Source organism: Nonomuraea sp. NPDC049637 (assembly GCF_040675235.1).
Classification (GTDB): Bacteria; Actinomycetota; Actinomycetes; order Streptosporangiales; family Streptosporangiaceae; genus Nonomuraea.
Map to the genome: position 1 here is coordinate 77,434 of NZ_JBFAOM010000017.1, position 18,478 is coordinate 95,911.

Sequence of the window (18,478 nt, forward strand, 5' to 3'; positions counted from 1 at the left end):
GGGAACGCCCCACCGGCGCTGCTTCCGACGGCGCCTCCAGGGACGGGCCCGGCCGCGGGCCGCCCCCGGAGGCGCACGCGTCACGCTTGTCAGCGCCCGGTGCGCGGACTCAGCAGGGCTTCATCCCCCTGACGCCCGCCCAGCCCGCGATGACCCGCGTCCTTGACACGGTCCCTCCGCCAGGAATGGTGAGACATGGCTCGTCCGTGGTTCCGGCGATGTCCAGCTTGCGCTTGACCGTGTAGGCGTGGCAGTTGCGGATCGTGTAGTAGACGATCTTCAGGGGGCCGCCGGGCACGTCGCCCGTCGTGTAGCTGAGACCGCACGGCGCTGTGACGGCGGCCTCGGCAGAGGCGGATGCCGTCATCGTGAGGCTGCCGGCGAGAGCCGCCGCCGCGAACGAGGCGGCCCATCTGACTTTCCTGGTGCTCTGCATGGTGATTCTCCCTTGGTGTTCTCAGGCGGCCGGCGGCTTCGCCGACGGCCGAGCGTGTCAATCGCCCGGATGGCGCTATTGGCCGGCCGCCACGATCGTGTCCCGGGAAAGGAGATCATCGCTTGACTCGAACCGTAAAGCCATTCCACAGAAATGACCTCAAATGCAAATGGCAAGGCCTGCGACCTGGCCCAACACAATTGCATTGCACATGCAATCGCGCGGGAGGAGCGGTGCCGGGACGCGATACGGTGGAGCTGGAAAATGCCGTGAATTACCCATCGAGAACCAGGAGGTCGAACAAGGCATGGTCGGAACCAATCGGACACCGAGGGCGGAAGATGATGCGATCGCCGAGTTCTTCGGCCGCTTCTTCGGGTACGTATATGAGGCGGCCCGGCGCTCCGAACAGGGAAAACGCTGGCAGGCCCGCCGTGACGCCGACGGGAAGCCATTGGACGTCGACCTGGCCAGGGCGCTGGACCTGAGTGCCTCCACCATTGGACACTGGCGCAAAGAGCGGCATTTCCCGCGCCAGACATTGATCTCTTCCGTGCTCGTCCGGGCAGGGCTGGAAGTCGAGCACCCCGAGCACGCGGCCTTCCTCGACCTCGCGCGCCGCGCTCACCATGCGTGGACAATGCGCGGAACCGCCACCACCGGCCCGGCGAAAACCGTGCTCGCCGAATCCAGGGTGTCCGACACCGTCGCCGTCCCCATTCGCAGCGCCTTTGTCCCGATGGCCGCGGGCAGAAATGAAACGGCGGACATCGCACGTGATATGAAGGAGGAGTCCGAATCCGGCCCGCCGGAGGAAAGGTGTCCGGAAATGGCTGCGTCTTCCCCTGATCTCGCTCAGGAACGATGTCGCCCGGGCCCGGACGACGTTGCCCTGTCAAGGATCGTGCCCGAGGGCGAGGATGGCGTCCGGCTGGCCAAGGCGGCCAACGCGCTGGCGAGAAAGCTGCGGGTGCAGTGGGAGGACGAGGCGGCCGATCGCGGCTTGGACAACCCGCCGCCGATCCCCCCGCGCTGGGTGCGCACCTCCCGGCCCGTCGCCAGCCGGTTGCGCGTGGCCCTCGACGACCCGCGGCGGCCCCGCTTCACGCCGCTGCCCGGCGTCCAGCAGGCGACGGCGCAGGCGGTCGAGGGCGGCGGGCTTGCCGGGTTGTTCGACCTGTACGCGGGGCTGGGCTCCGGCCGCATCGTCGTCATGGGTCACTACGGCACCGGCAAGAGCGCGACAGCCATCCTGTTACTGCTGGAGGCGCTGGATCACCGGGTCCGCCTGACCCCTCAGCAGGCCATGGGCACGCCGGTTCCGGTGCTGCTGAACGCCTGCGACTGGGATCCCCGGCGCCACAGTCTCAGCGACTGGTTCGCCCGGCAACTGGCCACCGCCTACGACTTCCTCACCTCCCCCGAATACGGCCCGGACGCAGCGGGCGGACTGGTCCGCCACGGCATGGTCTCGCTCCTCCTCGACGGCTTCGACGAGATGGACGAGCCTCGCCAGATCGAGGCGTTGCACCACGTCAATCGGCAGCGCCGTTCCTTCCGGCTCCTGGTGCTGGCCCGCACCGACGACTTCAGCGCCGCCGTACAGGCCAGGACCGGCCCGCTGCACGGCGCCGCGGCGGTGGAGCTCCTCCCGGTCGCGGCCGAGCAGGCGGTCAGATATCTGCAGGACCACCAGCCCGACCGGCTCGCCGGCGACGACGACGACGCCATGAGCCGACTGATCGACCGTCTCCGACAACACCCCGACGACCCGGTCAGCCAGGCGCTGGACACGCCACTGACGCTCACCCTCCTGCGGGAGGACCCGCAGGCCGCCGCCGGCCTGCTCCGGCCAGGCCGCTTCACCACGCGCGAGCAGGCCGAGGACTTCCTGCTCGATCGCGTCGTTCCCGCCACCTACCCGCCACACCGGTCCGGCCCTTCGGCGGAGCAGGCTCGCAGATGGCTCAGCTTTCTGGCCGCCCGGATGGGCCGCGGCGACCTGGCATGGTGGCAGATGCACCACTGGGCGCCGATGTGGGAGCGCTGCCTGATCAACGCCCTTGCCGGAATGTTGCTGACGAGCGGGATCGGCGCCGTGGTGTTCGGCCCGATCGGGCAGTACACGGTCGCCGGTGACACCGGGACGGCGTTCGGCGTGTGGTACGGCGCCCTCATGGGCGGGTGTTTCGGGTTACTGGCCGGCCTGGTCTCCGAACTGCGCGATCCCCGCTCTGGCTGGGCGGACAGGCTCGGCGCCGCATTCGGCGGACGGCCCGCCCGGCCGCCGCACCGACGGCCTCGCCCGGCGTTCAACACCGCAGCCGGGTTGGCGATCTTCGTGGTGGTGACCATGGCCGTGGGCAACCAGAGCGCCTATCCGTACGGCCTGGCCGCCGGGATCGTCGCGGCGGCCGTCGCCGGGCACGCGGCCACCCGCATCCGCCCCACGTACAGCGCCGGTTCCTGGTGGAGCAGGCTGCGTCCGGGCGGCGTCGACCTGCTGGCCGCCGCGGCCATCGGGGGGCCGATCGGGCTGGCCTACGGCTTGAGCAAGACGCCGCTGCACGGAACGTTCGCCGGGCTGATCGCCGCCTTCGGGTTCGGGCTCATGGTCGCCGTGGCCCGTCCGATCGCCGACATCGACACCCCGCCCACTCCCCTCATGCGCTGGCGCCTGGACCGCCGGCGCGCCCTGCTGGTGGCCTGCAGCGCCGCGATCCCCATCAGCATGGCGCTGGGCTTCCAGAACGGCCGCACCCACGGCGTGCCGGCCGGGATCGTCACCGCCGCCGGGTTCGGCATCATGATCACCCTCGGTTCCGTCGCGGCGATCTCCGACATCTGGCGTACCGGCCTGCTCTTCGCCCAGCTCCGCATGCGGCGGCTGTTCCCGCTGCGCGGGATGCGGTTCCTCGAAGACGCCCGCCGGCGTCATGTGCTGCGCACCGCCGGAGCCAGATACCAGTTCAAGCACGACCGGCTCCGAGCAACCCTCGCCAACGGCTGCCAACGCTCCGATCCGCCGCCGCGCTGACGTGCGCCGGCGGACCGGACGAGCCCCGGCACCACCTCGAGCGCCGCCCTGCAGCCGCGCTTGGACCGGTGCGATGCGTTACATCTGCGGCGGCCACAGTTTTCCCACTCGCCGGTCGCGATCGAGTGACTCCTGCACATGGATCATCTCGCGCATGCTTCTGATCACGACCCCCTGTTCCATGGACTGACAGGAGATCATCATGCCCGGAGCGCCCAAGGCGGCGATCGCGCGCGGGGCGGCCGCGTGCCTGCTCCTCTTATCGGCCACCCTGATGTGGCGAACCCCGCGGAGGCGACCACCACGGCGGTGGCCTGCGGTGACGTCCTGACCACCGACACCACGCTCACCGCCGACCTGACCTGCCCGGCCGGCGCCCTGACCATCGGGGCCGACGACGTCGACCTGGACCTCAACAGCCACACGATCACCGGCTCGGGCACCGGCAACGGGCTGAAGGCCACCGGCAGGCAGGGCACCACGGTCCGCAACGGCACGATCACCGGCTTCACCTACGCGATCTACATCGACTACGGCGGCGCCGTCCTCACCGTCAGCGCCACGGACCGGGGCGTCTTCACGCGCAACGTCTTCGACGCCTTCCCCATGGGCGGCCTGCACTCCAGCTCCATGCTGAAGCACCGCATCGTCCGCAGGAACGTGTTCAACGGCAACAAGACCGTCGGCATGTTCGTGGAGAACTCGTACGGGAGCAACCGGGCCGGTCCCGATCCCGTCTCCGACAACGTGTTCGTCGGCAACGGCCACAACCCCAGCGGTCTCGTCGACCGTCAGGGGCAGGTGGTCCAGGGCGGCATCCACCTGGCGTCGCGCCTGGCTGTCACCCCTCCGGTCACCTTGAGGAACAACGTCGGCACCGGCAACGCCGGCCATCTGATCTGGGCGCCCCCGGGCACGGTCGCCGACGGCGGCGGCAACCAAGGCCCCTGCGGCCCCTCCCCCAACCCCGACCTGACCTGCTGGTGAGGCCGTCGGCGGCCGCGCCGGCCAGGCGCCGCGCTCCGCCCCCGACCTGCACCGGACGTCACGGGAGCCAGGTCTCGTGCAGGTGCAACCACGTGGCGGACTGGAGGACCACTGTGGACTGCCGGGTCCGGTCCGGCTGGACTTCCTGGTAGGTGGCCGCCACGAGCGCGCCGTGGGAGGCGACGATCCGTACGTCGCGGATCTCGATGGTCAGCCCTGGCGCCCGGCCGTGGAGCGCCTCGACCTCGGCGAGGACCTGGTCGCGGGTGAGCGTCCGGCCGTCGGGGGTGATGAGCGTGAAGCCGGGGGCGTGGGCGTCGGCGAAGCGGGCGAACTCCTCCGGCGCGGCGGCGCCGGTCAGCCAGCGTTCGACGACCTCGTGGTGGCGGACGATCTCCGCCTCGACGTCGTTCACCGGTTCGCCCAGGGCTGGGCGGCGATCCAGGTGCGCAGCGGCGTCAGCCGCAGGCCCAGCAGATCGGCCGCCGCGGGGTCGGCCGCGAACAGGTCGCGGTCGGCGGCGGCCCAGCGGTAGGTGGCCGCCACCGCGGCGGCCGTCGGCGCGCCCAGCGCCCTCGTGAGGCCGGACTCGAACTCGGCCGGATCCTGCGCGGCGTAACGGGCGCCGAAGGCGGCCGCCAGCTCGTCGCCGGTCACGACGTCGGGGCCGCCGAGCCTCAGCACGGCTCCCTCCAGATCGTCACGCACGAGCGCGGCGTGCGTGGCGGCGCCCAGGTCGTCGTGCGAGAGCCAGGGCACCGGCAGGTCGGCGGGCAGCGAGTAGCGCAGCACGCCCTCGGCCGCCAGCGGCCCCGTCACCCACGGCGCGGCCAGGTTGTCCAGGTAGACCGGCGGGCACAACACCACGACGGGCAGCCCGGCCGACCGCAGCGTCCGCACCGCCCGGCGGCGCGTCTCGAAGGCCGCCACCCGCGTGGCGGCCTCGGGCAGCCGGTTGGCGGTGTTGAACACCAGCCGCCGCACCCCGGCCGCCAGCGCGGCGTCGCGCACATGACGGACGTGGGCGGCCACCGTGTCCGGCTCGTAGACCATGGGCAGGGTCACCGAGGCGTGCGTCACCCCGGCGAAGGCCGCCTTCACCGCCTCGGCGTCGCCGAGGTCGCCGGCGACCGGCTGCACTCCGTGCGGCACCCGGCCGCTCCTGGTCAGTCCGCGCACCGTATGCCCCTCGGCGACGAGCCGCCGCGCGACCGCGCCGCCCTGGGCGCCTGCCGCGCCGATCACAAGAAACGTCATGACGGACAGCTTCCAACGAGTCTGCGATACGCTCTATAAAGCGAAATATCGGCTTATTTAAGGATCGTCCGGTGGATGGTGACCTGCTGAGCGCTCTGCTGGCCCCGCTGCGGCTGGAGGGCGTCTTCCACAGCCGCTGGCGGGCCGGGTCGCCCTGGGGCGTCGCGGGCGAGAGCGAGGACTGCGCGCTGCTGCACTACGTGCACGAGGGCACGTGTGCCGTCGAGCTGCCCGGCGCCGAGCCCGTCCTGCTGCGCGCCGGGGAGCTGGCGATCTTCCCGCACGGCAGCGCGCACCGGCTGGGCGACCGGCCGGGGCGTCCCGCCGTGCCGCTCGCGGCCGTGCTGCCCGAGCGGCCGCAGGGCGGCGTGAGCACCGTCGAGCTGGGCGGGCCAGGCGAGCGGACCGTCCTGCTCTGCGGCGGGCTGCACTACGACCGGGCCGCCATCTCGCCGATCTACCGGGCGCTGCCGCCCGTCCTGGTGCTCGACCGGGCCACGCTGGAACGTCACGGGCTGCTCGGCGGCACCCTCGGACGGCTGGCCGGAGAATGGGACCTGGCCGAGCCCGGCGCGACACTGGTCGCCCTGCGCGCCTTCGAGCTGGTCTTCGTGCTGGCGTTGCGGGCCGCGGTGGGCGAGATGGCCGAGATGCCCGACGGCTCGCCGGTCCTGCGGGCGTTGCGTCACCCGGCGATCGGGGCGGCGCTGCACGCCGTACAGACGAGGTTCGCCGAGCCCTGGACGGTGGAGTCGCTGGCGGCCGAGGCCGGGATGTCGCGCTCGGCGTTCGCGGCGACCTTCCGCGAGCTGGTCGGCGAGGCGCCGATCCGGCACCTGACCGCCCGCCGCATGCAGGAGGCCGCCCGCCTGCTGAGCGAGACCACGCTCGCCCACAGCCGGATCGGCGAACGCGTCGGCTACCACTCGGCGGTCGGCTTCCACCTGGCCTTCCGCCAGCAGTACGGGACCACCCCCGGCGACTACCGCCGCCGCACGGCCCCCAGGACACCGCACCCGGTCCAGCCGACGTGACCCGATCCCCCGCCCGCTGAGGCGTGGCGGCGCCGTTCCTGCGGCCGGGGCCACGTCACCTTGCCCATGCTCGCCCGCGCCGGCCGCTCCTGGAGACGCCGGCTTCTGCGGCCGCAGTGCTAGGAGACCAGGCAAATCGCCGCCATGGGATAGGCAGGCGCGAAGCTCAGGAGGAAGTTGTTGAGCCCCATGGTGGCCGCCACCCCGGCATGGAAGGCGAGCCCCGCCCCCAGATAAGCCAGCGTGAGCGGCTCGACTCCGAACAGCACCATGAAGAAGGATGCTTCGAACACGATGACTCCCCAGCCCAGCAGGCGGGACAGGCTGCCGTGCCGGGTCAGCACGCCGGCCAGTGCCGGCATCCCATAGCGCTCCGTGCTGAGAATCCCGCAGATCGCCTTTCCTGAACGCCACTCCTCGCCGGAGAGCTTGGCCATCCCAGCCACCACGAACGACAGAACCAACTGCCCGGTCACGAACCACAGACCCGCGGAACGAACCGCCGGAATTCCCGATTGGGCGAGCAACGCCCCCGTGCAGACGATGATGAGCATCTGGTCGGCGCCATCGGCGCCGTAACCGCACCGGAGCAAGGAGAACATCAGAAGCGCGAGGTTGAAGAACAGCAGGGGGCCGACGAGGTGATCGGCACCCCATGGAGTCACCGTGAGCGCCGCGCCCGACGCGAGGCGGCCGACGACGCAGAAAGAGAGCACCCGGTCGGATCTCAGAAGGGGACGAAGGGCCGTCCACACAGAGCCGGGCCTGCCCGGTTGCTGCAGCAGGACGATGTCCCCGGACATCACCCCGTCCGCGCCGTACTCCTTGCGGATTGCCCAGTCCTCACCGGCCCGGATCAGTCCCGCCAGCCCGATCAGCGAAACCGACAAGGGAAGGGCCTGCGCAAACATCGCTACGTCCACGCCTGCCTGTCCTCCTGAGCGTCCTGGCGATCCCCGAGCGTGTGAAATCCGGAGACGAAGACGATTTCCAACTGACGGCTGCGCCCGTCGCGGCGAGCCAGGGCGAACTGACGGGCTCCTACCCCAGGACCGACGGCGAAGGAGCAGACGTGGTTGAGCAGCAGCAAATACGGAACCGTCAGGAAGAGGGATTCGGCAGCCATGGATCTGGCGGCGATCCCCTCCTGCAGGAGCACGGACTCCGCATCCGATATCGCCTTCCCCGGCCGGCTGTGCGGATTCCACGCCATTCGGCGCAGCCAGTGCAGCTTCGGCGGTTCGGCTGCCGTTCGCCACGGCGAGCAGGTTCCGCCGGCCAGACGGTCTCGATAGAAGAGAAAGGTGTCGCTGACGGCAGGACGCGGAGCGAAGAACGACCAGTTCGGAATGAATGACCAGACCCGCCTGGAGGCGAAACGGCTGCCGATCAAGCGTTCCACGTAGGGGATGTTCACGGCGACGGTGGCCAGGTACCAACCGGACAGCACTGTCCAGGCAAGCCATCCGAGGATGTTCTCGACCACGGACTTACTGCTGAAGTGTGCGGGTCATGAGCTCCAGGCGCGCTCGGACAAGTTCACGAACGGACGCCTCCGGGGAGATCGTACCGTTGCGGATCTCCTCTTCCAGCTGAGCAAGCAAGGTGAGGTCGGGGCCGCACGTCCGCGTCTTGGCCGCGTCTTTGGCCGCTTTCTCGACGATCGCGCAGACCTCGCGCGCGGTCCGCGTCTCGTCCGGTGTCACCACGCCCAGGTGGATTTCCGAGATCGCGGACGGAATTCGGGAGACCATGGATCGCTCCATGTCCGTGAGATACGGCGGACGCCGGTACGCCACGTACTGCAGGTGTGGACCGGCCTCCTCGCGTTTATGGTATTCGACGACCGAGAACAGGTTGTCGTCGAGCTCTCCGCCGGTCCACGAAATGGATACGGAGCCCAGGAGCTCGGCGTCCGGCAGGATCTTGTTACTGGCGAGCGTTCGACCTCCGTAACGGATGTCGAATACGCAGTCGGATTGTCTCACGAGCTGCAGCAGGTCGAAGTTCTTGGAGGGCGTGATGGAACGCCTGCCGTCCAGTTCTCTGCGCAGCTCCGCCAGTACGGTCAGATCCGCTGCCTCAAAAGCCCGGGACAGGCGATCCAGGACCGTGGTGTCGCGGGCGAAATACACCACGACCGTTCCGGGAGGCGGGGTCAGATCCACATCCGACCGGTCGCCGAAATCCGAAGAGAACTCGCGGACAGGCAGTGGCACGGGACGTAAGAAGCGTTCGGCAAGGTCCATGCGTAGACGTTCTGCAACCACGAAGGAATCTTTGGGGGGATGCGCCATGTCCTTCTCCGTTTTCGGCTGGTCCCGATCTCGGGGCGTCCCGCGCGGTGGTGGCGATTGGTGCGGTTGTTGTGCGCGCGGCCTGTCCACGTCAGGGTCAGTGTAGGCAGGGAAAGGGCGATGTTGAAGGGCCCCCTGACCTTGATGCCGGTCCGCATCTCGCCGGGCTCTCTTGCGAGGTCGCAATAGGACCCGCAGCTCCTCGGGACGGGCATCGCGAAATGATCAAACCGTCTGTCAGCAGTTTCTCTATTTCGTCATCGCCTGATCTTTGACACTCGACGATTGCGCCATCGATGAAGTGCTACAGCGAGAACGGGCGGGGCTCCGTGAGACTGGAGGCCCGCCCGTATCCGGCACTCGCCCCTAAACCGCGCGAGGTATATGCGATCAACCCACTGGCCGTGGCCCGCTACCACGAACGCCACACCGTCGCCCGCGCCAAGTCCGACCACGCCGACGCCATGACGTTGGCCGACATCCTGCGCTCGACGGGGCCGACCGGCTGCAGGCCGTCTTCGGGGAAGATCACCTTCGCCGGCGGTCAAGGGCGCACGAGCCGGACGGCTAGGAAAGACGGCCTCTGGTGCAGCCTGTCGTATGCGGTCTGGTCGATCTCTCGCAGGTCGGCCACCGGGCGCGGCTCGATGAGTCGTTCCAGAACGAATCCGGCCGCCAGCAGTTCACCCAGGAACGTCTCCAACGGCATCCGCTGGAAGCGGATCGACAGCGAGGTGCCCTTGAGGGGAAGGTCGACCCAATCGTCGGCGAAATACGAACCGCCGAAGTGGCGCCAGTCGGCCGCCGGGTGGGTCGTCGAGAGCACAAGCCATCCCCCCGGCCGTAGCACGCGGCGCAACTCGCCCAGCAACCGCGCGCGATGGGTGAGATGGTGCAACACCAGCGCACATATGACCCCGTCGAACGACGCGTCATCGGCGAAGTCGAGGGGTTCCTCCAGATCGTGCAGGACGAGCGCGGCCCGCTCCCCCACCCGCATCCGCGCGTGCTCCAGCAGCGTGGCGCTACCGTCGACCCCGACCACCTCTGCACCGCGTACCAGCAGCTCAGCCGCATAGTGCCCGGCTCCGCAGCCGACGTCGAGGACCTTCGCGCCGGCGACGTCACCGGCGAGTTCCAGCATCGCGGGCCGATCGGTGTAGGCGTTGTACGGGCTGATGCCGGCGTGCTCGGCGAAATAGTCTCCGAGCGCGTCGTGATAGGCGGTCTCCGGGAACATCAGCACATCATCGCGGTGCTTGGGGATCATCGTGAGAGGATTTCGGCGTGACGGAGCCACTCTCGTGATCGAGGGACGCAGGCACTCAGTACAGCTTGACATCTTGGGCAGATCGGATGTCTGCGCACCCGGCTCCGGTGAGGATCGCGGGCTCCCGTGTACTCAGCGGCCTGAACAGGGACAGCGTAGAGACCCGCCGGCCATCCATGTCGGCCAGGTACGGCGCGAACGTGTTCAACCAGGTGCGCTACAGGCGTACTCGCAGAAGTGGACGGCCGGTGCGTGTAGGACCCGTGCCAGGGATCGAGGGCCCTTCGTAGGTGTCAGCCGGCTCTCAGTCGTCGTCCGCGAAGACCAGTTCGTCGCGCGTCGCCACGAGTTCGGCAGGCGGCGGCTTGATGTCGATCGCGTCGCCCCAGCCGGAGAACCGCACGTCGGCGGTCATGACCCGGCGGTCTTCGGCGTTCCAGGGCGAGTCGGGCTCGTCGTACCGCGTCTGGCACCTGCGTACGAGCTGATCCGCGCCCAGCCACAGCCGCCACTTCACGGGCAGCTTGGCATAGCTTGCGTACAGTCCTGTGGGCTTGTCGAGGTAGTCGTTCACCCGCAGGCGCGGATTCAGCTTGTACAGCTCCCCCATGGTGATACTGCCTTCGTGGAGGGTGGTGCGCGTGCCGTCGTAGACGCCGGCGGGCCGCTTGACCGTCGTGGTCGCCAGCACGTGCTGGAGGGTGGCGGGATCGCTCAGCCTGATCTGCCCGCACGCCAGTTCCAGGTCGTACTTCTTGGTCTCCAGAAGCCAGGACTTGCCCGCCGGCAGATGGTCGGAACGGTCGCGTTCCCAGCCGTAGGCGCGGTCGGGGAAGATAATGCTCCGGGAGTCGCCGGATGGGAACATCGAGTAGCGGAAGTCGACGGCCACGATCCCGCCGCCACCGAACTCGTAGAGGCTCTTCGATCGGCTGGTGACGTGTTCCCTTTTCCGCCCCCAGACGCTGCGATACACCGAGTTCTGCCGCACCCCGCCGTGACCGTTGAGCTGCCGCTTCAGCGCCGCCACCGGACCGGGACGGGTGACGCCCTCGGCATGCGGGCCGACGAGCGAGACCGATGCTGTCAGCATGAGAACCAGCCCGATCCTCCATCGCCCCATGCTCACGCGCTCCCCGCTCGATTCCGTGCCGTCCGGAACGGAGGCTGGGGAGATCTTCGCGAATGAAGATCTCAACGCTGTCACGGCTGGATTCGCCCGCGCCCGGCCGCAGCGCGCCATGCGCGGCGGACCACACAGGCATCCGGCGTTGATGCACTTACTTCCGGCCGCCGTCCTGGAGATCTCCCGCCATGGTCCGGCTGATCCGGCGTGGCCAGGGTGGCGGCGGACGGCCCAGGATCAGCGGCACCGGCCGGCCGTGACTCCGGAGGCCCCGAGAGATGTGATCATTCCCGCTGTCACATTTCCGCCGCGCGCCGGGTCATGGAGGCGGCGGAACGGGCTCGGCCGCCGGCAGCTCGCGGAGCGTCGCTCCCGGGAGTCGTCACCTTCGCCGTGCCCGCCTCGTCGTACAGGCGAAGACAGAACGCGAGCAAGTGGGTGTCCATATATGTCAGCGACTGGGGCGTCTTCGAGGCGGTCCCGCCGGCCGCCGCCCACGCGCAGGGATCGTCTGCCTCAGCAACCCCTTTCCACAAACCCGGAGGGATTCGTCCATGAAACTCACCGTCTTCGGCGCCAGTGGCGGCGTCGGCCGGCAACTGCTCGACCAGGCTCTGGCCGAGGGGCACGACGTCACGGCCGTCGTGCGGAGTCCGGCCAAGCTGGACGGGAAGCCGGTCCGCGTCGTGCGTGCCGCCGACCTGGCCACGGCCGACGTCACGACGCTGCTGCCCGCCGTCGAGGGAGCCGATGCCGTTCTGTCGGCGCTCGGCCCGCCGAACAACGCCGCGGCCGGGGTGGCCTCCAGGGGCACCAAGGCGATCATCGCGGCGATGCAGGCCGCCGGGACCCGCCGGCTGGTGGTGGTGAGCGCCGCCCCGGTCGGCACCACCCCCTCCCCCGGCCGGCCCAACCCGCCCCGGCACGACCCCGGCGACGGGCCGTTCCTGCGCTACGTGGTGTATCCGATCGTCAAGGCCGTGCTACGTCCGCAGTACCTCGACCTGGCCGTCATGGAGGACGCCGTGCGCGACAGCGGCCTGGACTGGACGGTGCTCCGGCCGGTGCAGCTGACCGACAAGCCGGTGACCGGCGCCTACCGGACGGCGGTGGCACAGAACGTGCCGGGCGGCCGGTACGTCTCACGCGCCGACGTGGCCCACGCCATGCTCGCGGTGCTCGACCGGCCGGAAACGGTCGAGCAGGTCATCGGCATGGCGAACTGACCCTCTCATCACCGATCACCAGGGAGAAATCATGAACGAAGTTCCGATCACCCGTACCGAAACGCCGGTCGACGAGCCGATCACCATGATCAACGCCTTCACCGTCCCGGTGGCGGAGTCGGAGACGTTCCTGCCGCTGTGGAGGGAGAACGCCGAAATCATGGCGCGGCAGCCGGGATTCGTCGGGGCGCGGCTGCACCGATCGATGATCGACGACGCCGAGCTGCGGTTCGTCAACGTGGCCCACTGGGAGAGCGGGCGGCAGCTCGAAGAGGCGCTGGGCAGACCCGAATGGCAGGAGAGCGCGCAGCGGCTGCTCAATGACCCCGGCCTGCACATCACCGCGCGGCCCAGCATCTACGAGGTCGTCGTCGACCTCCAGCCCTCCCGCGACGCAGGCGCCGCACCTGTGACGAGCTGAGGACGGCGCCGTGGCTCGGGCATCCGCCGAAGGACATGCGGACGCCCGGGCCACGGTGTTGTGCACGGCAGGCTTGCCCGGCCTGGCCGTGATCACGTGCTTGATCACGGCCAGGCCGGTTTCTCTACCGAACGGCCGACGCGCGTCCCACCGACGGGCTCGGCTCCGCGCGGACGCTCCGGTCGTCGAGAGGGTGGAGAAGGTCCCGCCAGTCCGCCGGCCAGTTCGCCAGCGCCACGCCGATCATGATGATCAGGTGCAGCGGCGCCGACACCTCCTCGTACAGGGGGGCGACGTCGATGAGGTGGGTCGTCACCGCGCCGATCAGCACGAACACCAGCCCCGCCGCCCCGATGAACCTGACCCGCCGCCGCGGGACGAGCATCGTCAGCCCGAAGACGAGCTCCAGCGCGCCGACCACGAACCGCATCCACGGCGGCCAGCCCCAGTCCACGAACTTCTCCGCGTAGGCCGGGCCGAAGAAGGTCGGCCCGGGCCAGAACTTGGTGACGAAGCCGACGAAGAACGACGCGGCCAGATACCAGTAGAGGACCGTGGCGAGCCGTCGCGGCCAGGTGCGTAAGGTCATGAGCCCTCCGTCGTGTGCGCCATGCGACTCAGCCCCACTTCTGGCCGGCGAGCTGCCGGGTGGTGACGTTGAGCCGGTTCGACAGGTTCGTGACCGCGACCATCAGGATGATCGCGGCCAGTCCCGCCTCGTCGTAGTGCCGGGCCGCCTCGTCCCAGATGTCGTCGGGGACCGGGTCGCTGCGGTCGGCGAGCCGGGTGGCGGCCTCGGTGAGGGCCAGCGCGGCCCGTTCGGCGTCGGTGAAGTACGGCGTCTCCCGCCAGGCGACGACCAGCCCCGTCCGCTCGTCGCTCTCGCCGCTCTTCCTGGCGCTGCGGACCCCCGACTCCACGCAGGGGCCGCAACCGTTGATCTGGCTGGCGCGCAGGTGCACCAGCCCCAGCGTGGTCTCCGGCACGCCGCCCGTACGGGCGGCCTTGAAGAGCTCCTGGACGGGCGCCATCGCCGCCGGCAGGACGGCGGCGGGATTCTTCATCCGTGTCTGCATGTGTTTCTCCGCTGTATCGGCTGGACTTCCGCCCTGATGACGCGCCGCGAGGGGAGGTTGTGACAGCGCGCCGCCGTCACATCTGTGCGGTCGTTTCCGTCATCTGTTGCAGACAGCACGAGAGGGACGGCGTCATGGAGGAGAAGGACCTGCTGGCCGGTTGGTTCCAGCAGCATCGCGACCATCTGTGGGCGGTGGCCTACCGGCTGCTCGGCTCGGCGAGCGAGGCCGACGACGCCCTGCAGGAGGCCTGGCTGCGGCTCAGCCGCGCCGGCGCGGAGGACGTGCGTAACGTGCCGGGCTGGCTCACCACGATCGTCGCACGGGTGGCGCTGAGCATGCTGCGCGATCGCCGGACGCGCCGCGAGGAGCCGCTGCGCGTCTCCGGCCCGGCCCCGGTGGCCGGCCTTCGCGAGGCGGACGATCCGGAGCACGAGGTGGTCGTCGCCGACTCGGTGGGCCTGGCTCTGCTGGTGGTGCTCGACATGCTCGCGCCGGCGGAACGAATCGCGTTCGTCCTGCACGACATGTTCGCCGTGCCGTTCGGCGAGATCGCGTTGATCGTGAACCGTTCGCCGGCCGCGGCCCGGCAACTGGCCAGCCGCGCCCGCCGGCGCGTGCAGCACCCGTCGGCCCCGGGAGCAGGGACCGGCTCCGTCAGGCAGCGGGAGATCGTCGCCGCTTTCCGGGCCGCGTCCCGTGACGGTGACTTCGCGGCCCTGCTCGCGCTGCTCGACCCCGACGTGGAGATCAGCGCGGACCGCACCGCCGTGCTCTCCGGCGCGTCCAGGCTGGTACGAGGGGCGGACGGCGTGGCCGAGACCTTCGCCGGCCGGGCTCGGGCCGCCGAGCTCGCGCTCATCGACGGGGCACCCGGCCTGGTGTGGGCGCCGGGCGGACGGCCGCGGGTGGTCTTCGCCTTCACCGTCGCGAACGGCCGGATCACCCACATCGACCTGCTCGCCGACCCCGAATACCTGGAGGACGTCGAACTGGTCACGCTCGGCGGGTAGGCGTCCGAGCACTGAAAGCGCTCAGGGCGAGGCGCGGGCACCGCGTCCTCACCCTGAGCGGGTCCGCCGGCTACCGCCTCCACTGCTCCGTCGGCGACACGCCGGCCAGCGGCTTGCCGATGAGGGCCAGGGGGGTGAAGAAGCCGACCTGGCCGATGGCCATGATGAGCGTGGCGAGCGCCTTCTCGTCGTAGTGCTCGCGCGCCCGCTCGTACAGCTCGTCGGGGACGCGCTCGCCGGCCGGGTTCGCGGTGAGGACGGCCTCCACCAGGGCGAGCGCGACGCGCTCGGCCTCGGTGAAGTAGGGGGCGTCCGGCCAGGACGCCACGGCGGTGATGCGCTCCTCCGTCTCCCCCGCCTTGCGGAGGCTGCCGGTGTGCAGGACCGTCAGGTACGTGTTGCCGACGATCTGCCCGGCGCGCAGCTGGAGCAGGCTGATGGTGACCTCCGGGACGGAGCCGTTCCCGGTCGCCCTGAACAGGGCTCCGGCGATCTCCTTCAGCTCGGGGACGAGCACGGCCGGGTTGGACAGGCGCGACTGGCGGTGCTGCTGCTCGGTGCTGGTCATGGTGCTGGAGTTCCTTTCTGGTTCAACGGTGTTCCGCCGCCATGACGGATCCCGCGGGCCGAACGTGACCGGCGGGTCGATGGCGGTCAGGCAGGCGTGCTGCCGACAGGCTCGGCGCTCCGGCCGGCGGGCCGCGGCCGCAGGAGCAGGACAGCGGCCAGGACGACGCCCTGGACGCCGCCGATGGTGGCGCCGACGAAGCCGATGCCCAGGCCGACGCCCCCGGCGAGCTGGGCCGGCAGCAGCACGAACAGGGGGTTCTGGTCCGGGGCGAGGAGACCGAACCAGCCCGTCGCCGCGGCGGCCACCGCCATGCCGGTCACCAGGACGGTCCGCGTGGAGGTACGCGCCTGCAACGCCGGCCCGGCGAGCCCGGACCCGATGCCGATGCCGACGGCGACGGCGACGGCGACGGCGACGGCGAACGGGAGATAGGCCAGGCCGGTGATCATCGGGGAGTACTGCTTGATCGTCTGCATGTAGAGGGTGAGGAAGTAGAAGGTGGCCAGCTGCCCGGCGCCCATGAGCAGCATGACCAGGTCGGCGCCGAGCCGTCCCCGGTCGGCGAGCACGCCTGACGGCAACAACATCGGGCTGCGCGCGCCGCGCTGGACGACCACGAACGCGACGAGCAGCGCCACGGCCACCACGCCGAAGGCCAGGGTGAGCCCGTCGCCGACGCCGTGGGACCCGGCCCGGTTGATCGCGTAGACCAGCGAGCCGAGGGCCAGGGTCGCCGTGAGCGCGCCGGGCAGGTCGAGCCCGCCGCGCTCACGGGTGCCGGGCACCAGGGCGAACGTGCCGGCCAGGACCAGCAGCGCGATGGGGAGGTTGACGAACATGATCCAGCGCCAGCCCAGGTACTCGGTCAGCGCACCGCCCAGGAGCAGCCCGGCGACCGAGCCCAGGCCGCCCATGGCGCCGTACACGCCGAGCGCCTTGTTGCGCCGGGGCCCGGCGGGGAAGGTGTCGGCGAGCAGCGACAGCGCGGCCGGGGCGACGATCGCGGCGCCGAGGCCCTGCAGGACGCGGCCTCCTGCTCCGGCGTGGCGGTCCACCACCGGATCGGCCGGAAGCGGCGCTCCTCGGCCTCGGGCAGCCCCAGGTAGAGGTCCAGCCCGTAAGGGGCGCGGACGCGCTCGTCGTAGACCTGCTGCAGCGACTGGCCGGTGACCCGCCGGATCACCTCGCTCACCATGGCGAACGAGACGAACCCGCCGTAGCCGTAGGCCGAGCCCGGCTTCCAGTACGGCCGCTGCCCGGCCAGCCGGCGCGCGATCACCGCGTCGTCGGCCAGCTCGGCGGCCGACAGTCCGCCGTCGACGCTGATGACACCGGAGCGGTGGGTCAGCACGTCCCGCAGCGTGATCCCGTCCTTGCCGGCGGCGGCGAACTCCGGCCATCGCCGGGCCACCGGCTCGTCCAGATCGAGGACCCCGCCCTGCGCCAGCAGCGCCGTCACCAGCGTCGCGGCGCCCTTCGTGGAGGAGTAGACCCCGGTCAGGGTGTCGCCGCCCACCTCGTCCCCGGCCCACAGGTCCACCACCTGACGGCCGTGCACATAGGCCGCCAGTTGCGCGCCCGCCTGGCCGTCCTGCCCGGCCACCACCGCGGCGAACTCCTCGCGCACCTGCTCGAAGCCGTCCGCGACCGTTCCGTGGACATTCGTCCTGCTCATCGTCGGCAACCCTTCGTGAGTGAGTGTCGGTCGCCGGCATGACGGACGGTCCGCGGGAAAGGTGACCGGACGCGTGCCCGGTCACCTTTCACCGGTTCGGTGCGTCAGCGCTCTGACGTGGCTGACAAGAGAGGAACGCGACCGTGACATCCCAGGACTTCCTTGCCGACCGGTTCCAGGGGCACCGCCCGCACCTGAAGGCGGTCGCCTACCACATGCTCGGCTCGCTGAGCGAGGCCGAGGACGCGGTCCAGGAGGCATGGCTGCGGCTGGCGCGTTCGGACGCGGGCGACATCGACAACCTCGGCGGCTGGCTGACCACCGTGGTCGGCCGGGTGTGCCTGGACATGCTCCGCGCCCGCAGGTCCCGACGTGAGGAGTCGCTGGAGGAACGCCTGCCCGATCCGGTGATCAGCCGCGCGGACGCCGCCGACCCGGAGCAGGAAGTGCTGCTGGCCGACTCGGTGGGACTGGCGCTCCTGGTCGTGCTGGAGTCCCTGACCCCCGCCGAACGGCTGGCGTTCGTGCTCCATGACATGTTCGGGATGCCGTTCGAGCAGATCGCGCCCGTCGTGGACCGCACTCCCACGGCGGCCAAGAAGCTCGCCAGCCGGGCGCGCCTGCGGGTCCGCGGCGCGACCCCGAACCCCGGCCCCGATCCGGGCAGTCAGCGCCGGGTGGTGGACGCCTTCCTCGCCGCCGCCCGCGACGGCGACCTCGCCGCGCTGGTGTCCGTCCTCCACCCCGAGGTGACGCTGCGCGCCGACGGCGGGACGCTCACCGGCGGCATGCGGGTCATCAGGGGCGCCGCGGCCGTGGCCGGACAGCTCGCCACCTTCCAGCGCATGGCCACGAGCGCCACCACCCGCCCGGCGCTCGTCAACGGCCTGGCCGGTCTGGTCAACACCATCGACGACGAGCTGATCTCGGTCATGAGCTTCACCGTCTCCGACGGCAGGATCGCCACGATCGACATCCTGTCCGACCCCGATCGGCTGGGTCGGCTCGACCTCACCCACCTGGAGCCGTGACGACGACGGACTTGACCCTGA

21 protein-coding genes are annotated in these 18,478 nt (G+C 70.4%); 7 read left to right on the top strand and 14 right to left on the bottom strand.

All coding sequences use genetic code 11. From position 1 onward, the window contains the following. Nucleotides 1-109 precede the first annotated feature (109 nt). Nucleotides 110-436: a hypothetical protein gene (locus AB0J71_RS23910; RefSeq protein ID WP_352324263.1), complete on the bottom strand. Its 327-nt coding sequence runs from the start codon at nt 434-436 to the stop codon at nt 110-112. A gap of 274 nt (nt 437-710) precedes the next feature. Continuing rightward, a complete protein-coding gene (locus AB0J71_RS23915; RefSeq protein WP_352324262.1) occupies nt 711-1,067 on the bottom strand; it encodes a hypothetical protein in 357 nt (118 codons plus the stop codon). A 273-nt stretch (nt 1,068-1,340) separates the two neighbouring features. Here AB0J71_RS23915 and AB0J71_RS23920 point away from each other — a divergent pair, with 273 nt between their 5' ends. Together AB0J71_RS23920 and AB0J71_RS23925 are read left to right on the top strand one after the other, a co-directional pair. Next, nucleotides 1,341-3,473 (top strand): hypothetical protein, encoded by a 2,133-nt coding sequence (locus tag AB0J71_RS23920; RefSeq protein ID WP_364416049.1) that lies wholly within the window; start codon nt 1,341-1,343, stop codon nt 3,471-3,473. 276 nt (nt 3,474-3,749) lie between these two features. Further along, nucleotides 3,750-4,460, top strand: a complete 711-nt coding sequence (locus tag AB0J71_RS23925) for a hypothetical protein (RefSeq protein ID WP_364416051.1) — start codon at nt 3,750-3,752, stop codon at nt 4,458-4,460. Between the two features lie 58 nt (nt 4,461-4,518). Here AB0J71_RS23925 and AB0J71_RS23930 read toward each other — a convergent pair whose 3' ends face one another. Both AB0J71_RS23930 and AB0J71_RS23935 read right to left on the bottom strand, forming a co-directional pair. Then, nucleotides 4,519-4,875, bottom strand: coding sequence for a DUF4440 domain-containing protein (locus tag AB0J71_RS23930; protein WP_352324259.1), 357 nt, complete (start codon nt 4,873-4,875; stop codon nt 4,519-4,521). After that, nucleotides 4,872-5,717: an NmrA family NAD(P)-binding protein gene (locus tag AB0J71_RS23935; protein ID WP_364416054.1), complete on the bottom strand. Its 846-nt coding sequence runs from the start codon at nt 5,715-5,717 to the stop codon at nt 4,872-4,874. Before AB0J71_RS23935 ends, AB0J71_RS23930 begins: the two co-directional genes overlap by 4 nt. A 71-nt stretch (nt 5,718-5,788) precedes the next feature. On the opposite strand from AB0J71_RS23935, the gene AB0J71_RS23940 reads away from it, so the two are divergent. After that, nucleotides 5,789-6,751: an AraC family transcriptional regulator gene (locus AB0J71_RS23940; RefSeq protein ID WP_364416056.1), complete on the top strand. Its 963-nt coding sequence runs from the start codon at nt 5,789-5,791 to the stop codon at nt 6,749-6,751. Between the two features lie 119 nt (nt 6,752-6,870). Here AB0J71_RS23940 and AB0J71_RS23945 read toward each other — a convergent pair whose 3' ends face one another. From AB0J71_RS23945 to AB0J71_RS23965, 5 genes are all read right to left on the bottom strand, one after another. Further along, nucleotides 6,871-7,674 (bottom strand): hypothetical protein, encoded by an 804-nt coding sequence (locus AB0J71_RS23945; RefSeq protein ID WP_364416058.1) that lies wholly within the window; start codon nt 7,672-7,674, stop codon nt 6,871-6,873. Then, nucleotides 7,665-8,237 (bottom strand): hypothetical protein, encoded by a 573-nt coding sequence (locus AB0J71_RS23950; RefSeq protein WP_364416061.1) that lies wholly within the window; start codon nt 8,235-8,237, stop codon nt 7,665-7,667. The genes AB0J71_RS23945 and AB0J71_RS23950 overlap by 10 nt, the downstream gene beginning before the upstream one ends. 4 nt (nt 8,238-8,241) lie before the next feature. Further along, nucleotides 8,242-9,048 carry a hypothetical protein gene (locus AB0J71_RS23955; protein WP_364416063.1) on the bottom strand — a complete coding sequence of 269 codons (807 nt, stop codon included), beginning with the start codon at nt 9,046-9,048 and terminating at the stop codon, nt 8,242-8,244. Nucleotides 9,049-9,592: 544 nt separating this feature from the next. Further along, nucleotides 9,593-10,318 carry a methyltransferase domain-containing protein gene (locus AB0J71_RS23960; RefSeq protein WP_364416065.1) on the bottom strand — a complete coding sequence of 242 codons (726 nt, stop codon included), beginning with the start codon at nt 10,316-10,318 and terminating at the stop codon, nt 9,593-9,595. Nucleotides 10,319-10,622: 304 nt separating this feature from the next. Beyond that, nucleotides 10,623-11,411, bottom strand: coding sequence for a hypothetical protein (locus AB0J71_RS23965; RefSeq protein ID WP_364416067.1), 789 nt, complete (start codon nt 11,409-11,411; stop codon nt 10,623-10,625). Nucleotides 11,412-11,998: 587 nt separating this feature from the next. On the opposite strand from AB0J71_RS23965, the gene AB0J71_RS23970 reads away from it, so the two are divergent. Further along, entirely contained in the window at nt 11,999-12,670 is a 672-nt protein-coding gene (locus AB0J71_RS23970) for an NAD(P)H-binding protein (RefSeq protein WP_352324343.1), read from the top strand. A gap of 31 nt (nt 12,671-12,701) precedes the next feature. Continuing rightward, nucleotides 12,702-13,091, top strand: coding sequence for an antibiotic biosynthesis monooxygenase family protein (locus AB0J71_RS23975; protein WP_352324344.1), 390 nt, complete (start codon nt 12,702-12,704; stop codon nt 13,089-13,091). Nucleotides 13,092-13,215: 124 nt separating this feature from the next. On the opposite strand, the gene AB0J71_RS23980 is transcribed toward AB0J71_RS23975, so the two are convergent. After that, nucleotides 13,216-13,680, bottom strand: coding sequence for a DoxX family protein (locus tag AB0J71_RS23980; RefSeq protein WP_352324345.1), 465 nt, complete (start codon nt 13,678-13,680; stop codon nt 13,216-13,218). A 28-nt stretch (nt 13,681-13,708) separates the two neighbouring features. Beyond that, nucleotides 13,709-14,167 (bottom strand): carboxymuconolactone decarboxylase family protein, encoded by a 459-nt coding sequence (locus AB0J71_RS23985; protein ID WP_352324346.1) that lies wholly within the window; start codon nt 14,165-14,167, stop codon nt 13,709-13,711. 134 nt (nt 14,168-14,301) lie between these two features. On the opposite strand from AB0J71_RS23985, the gene AB0J71_RS23990 reads away from it, so the two are divergent. Further along, nucleotides 14,302-15,180, top strand: coding sequence for a sigma-70 family RNA polymerase sigma factor (locus tag AB0J71_RS23990; RefSeq protein WP_364416069.1), 879 nt, complete (start codon nt 14,302-14,304; stop codon nt 15,178-15,180). A gap of 70 nt (nt 15,181-15,250) precedes the next feature. On the opposite strand, the gene AB0J71_RS23995 is transcribed toward AB0J71_RS23990, so the two are convergent. The 3 genes from AB0J71_RS23995 to AB0J71_RS24005 form a co-directional block, all read right to left on the bottom strand. Further along, a complete protein-coding gene (locus AB0J71_RS23995) occupies nt 15,251-15,748 on the bottom strand; it encodes a carboxymuconolactone decarboxylase family protein (RefSeq protein ID WP_364416071.1) in 498 nt (165 codons plus the stop codon). A gap of 86 nt (nt 15,749-15,834) precedes the next feature. Next, entirely contained in the window at nt 15,835-16,734 is a 900-nt protein-coding gene (locus AB0J71_RS24000; protein ID WP_364416181.1) for an MFS transporter, read from the bottom strand. After that, entirely contained in the window at nt 16,617-17,426 is an 810-nt protein-coding gene (locus AB0J71_RS24005) for a serine hydrolase domain-containing protein (RefSeq protein ID WP_364416073.1), read from the bottom strand. The genes AB0J71_RS24000 and AB0J71_RS24005 overlap by 118 nt, the downstream gene beginning before the upstream one ends. 143 nt (nt 17,427-17,569) lie before the next feature. Between AB0J71_RS24005 and sigJ the strand changes: the two genes are divergently transcribed. Next, complete coding sequence (gene sigJ / locus AB0J71_RS24010) at nt 17,570-18,457, top strand: RNA polymerase sigma factor SigJ (protein ID WP_364416075.1); 888 nt, start codon at nt 17,570-17,572, stop codon at nt 18,455-18,457. Nucleotides 18,458-18,478: the final 21 nt, after the last annotated feature.

Bases quoted from the DNA above. Each gene is read 5' to 3' on its own strand.
- AB0J71_RS23915 (WP_352324262.1), bottom strand. From the start codon at position 1,067: ATGGTGAGCGCGGCGCGCGAGGTCGAGGAAGGCCGCGTGCTCGGGGTG.
- AB0J71_RS23955 (WP_364416063.1), bottom strand. From the start codon at position 9,048: ATGGCGCATCCCCCCAAAGATTCCTTCGTGGTTGCAGAACGTCTACGC.
- AB0J71_RS23980 (WP_352324345.1), bottom strand. From the start codon at position 13,680: ATGACCTTACGCACCTGGCCGCGACGGCTCGCCACGGTCCTCTACTGG.
- AB0J71_RS23960 (WP_364416065.1), bottom strand. From the start codon at position 10,318: ATGATCCCCAAGCACCGCGATGATGTGCTGATGTTCCCGGAGACCGCC.
- AB0J71_RS23975 (WP_352324344.1), top strand. From the start codon at position 12,702: ATGAACGAAGTTCCGATCACCCGTACCGAAACGCCGGTCGACGAGCCG.
- AB0J71_RS23935 (WP_364416054.1), bottom strand. From the start codon at position 5,717: ATGACGTTTCTTGTGATCGGCGCGGCAGGCGCCCAGGGCGGCGCGGTC.
- AB0J71_RS23995 (WP_364416071.1), bottom strand. From the start codon at position 15,748: ATGACCAGCACCGAGCAGCAGCACCGCCAGTCGCGCCTGTCCAACCCG.
- AB0J71_RS23910 (WP_352324263.1), bottom strand. From the start codon at position 436: ATGCAGAGCACCAGGAAAGTCAGATGGGCCGCCTCGTTCGCGGCGGCG.
- AB0J71_RS23990 (WP_364416069.1), top strand. From the start codon at position 14,302: ATGGAGGAGAAGGACCTGCTGGCCGGTTGGTTCCAGCAGCATCGCGAC.
- AB0J71_RS23970 (WP_352324343.1), top strand. From the start codon at position 11,999: ATGAAACTCACCGTCTTCGGCGCCAGTGGCGGCGTCGGCCGGCAACTG.
- AB0J71_RS23965 (WP_364416067.1), bottom strand. From the start codon at position 11,411: ATGCTGACAGCATCGGTCTCGCTCGTCGGCCCGCATGCCGAGGGCGTC.
- AB0J71_RS24005 (WP_364416073.1), bottom strand. From the start codon at position 17,426: ATGAGCAGGACGAATGTCCACGGAACGGTCGCGGACGGCTTCGAGCAG.
- AB0J71_RS23985 (WP_352324346.1), bottom strand. From the start codon at position 14,167: ATGCAGACACGGATGAAGAATCCCGCCGCCGTCCTGCCGGCGGCGATG.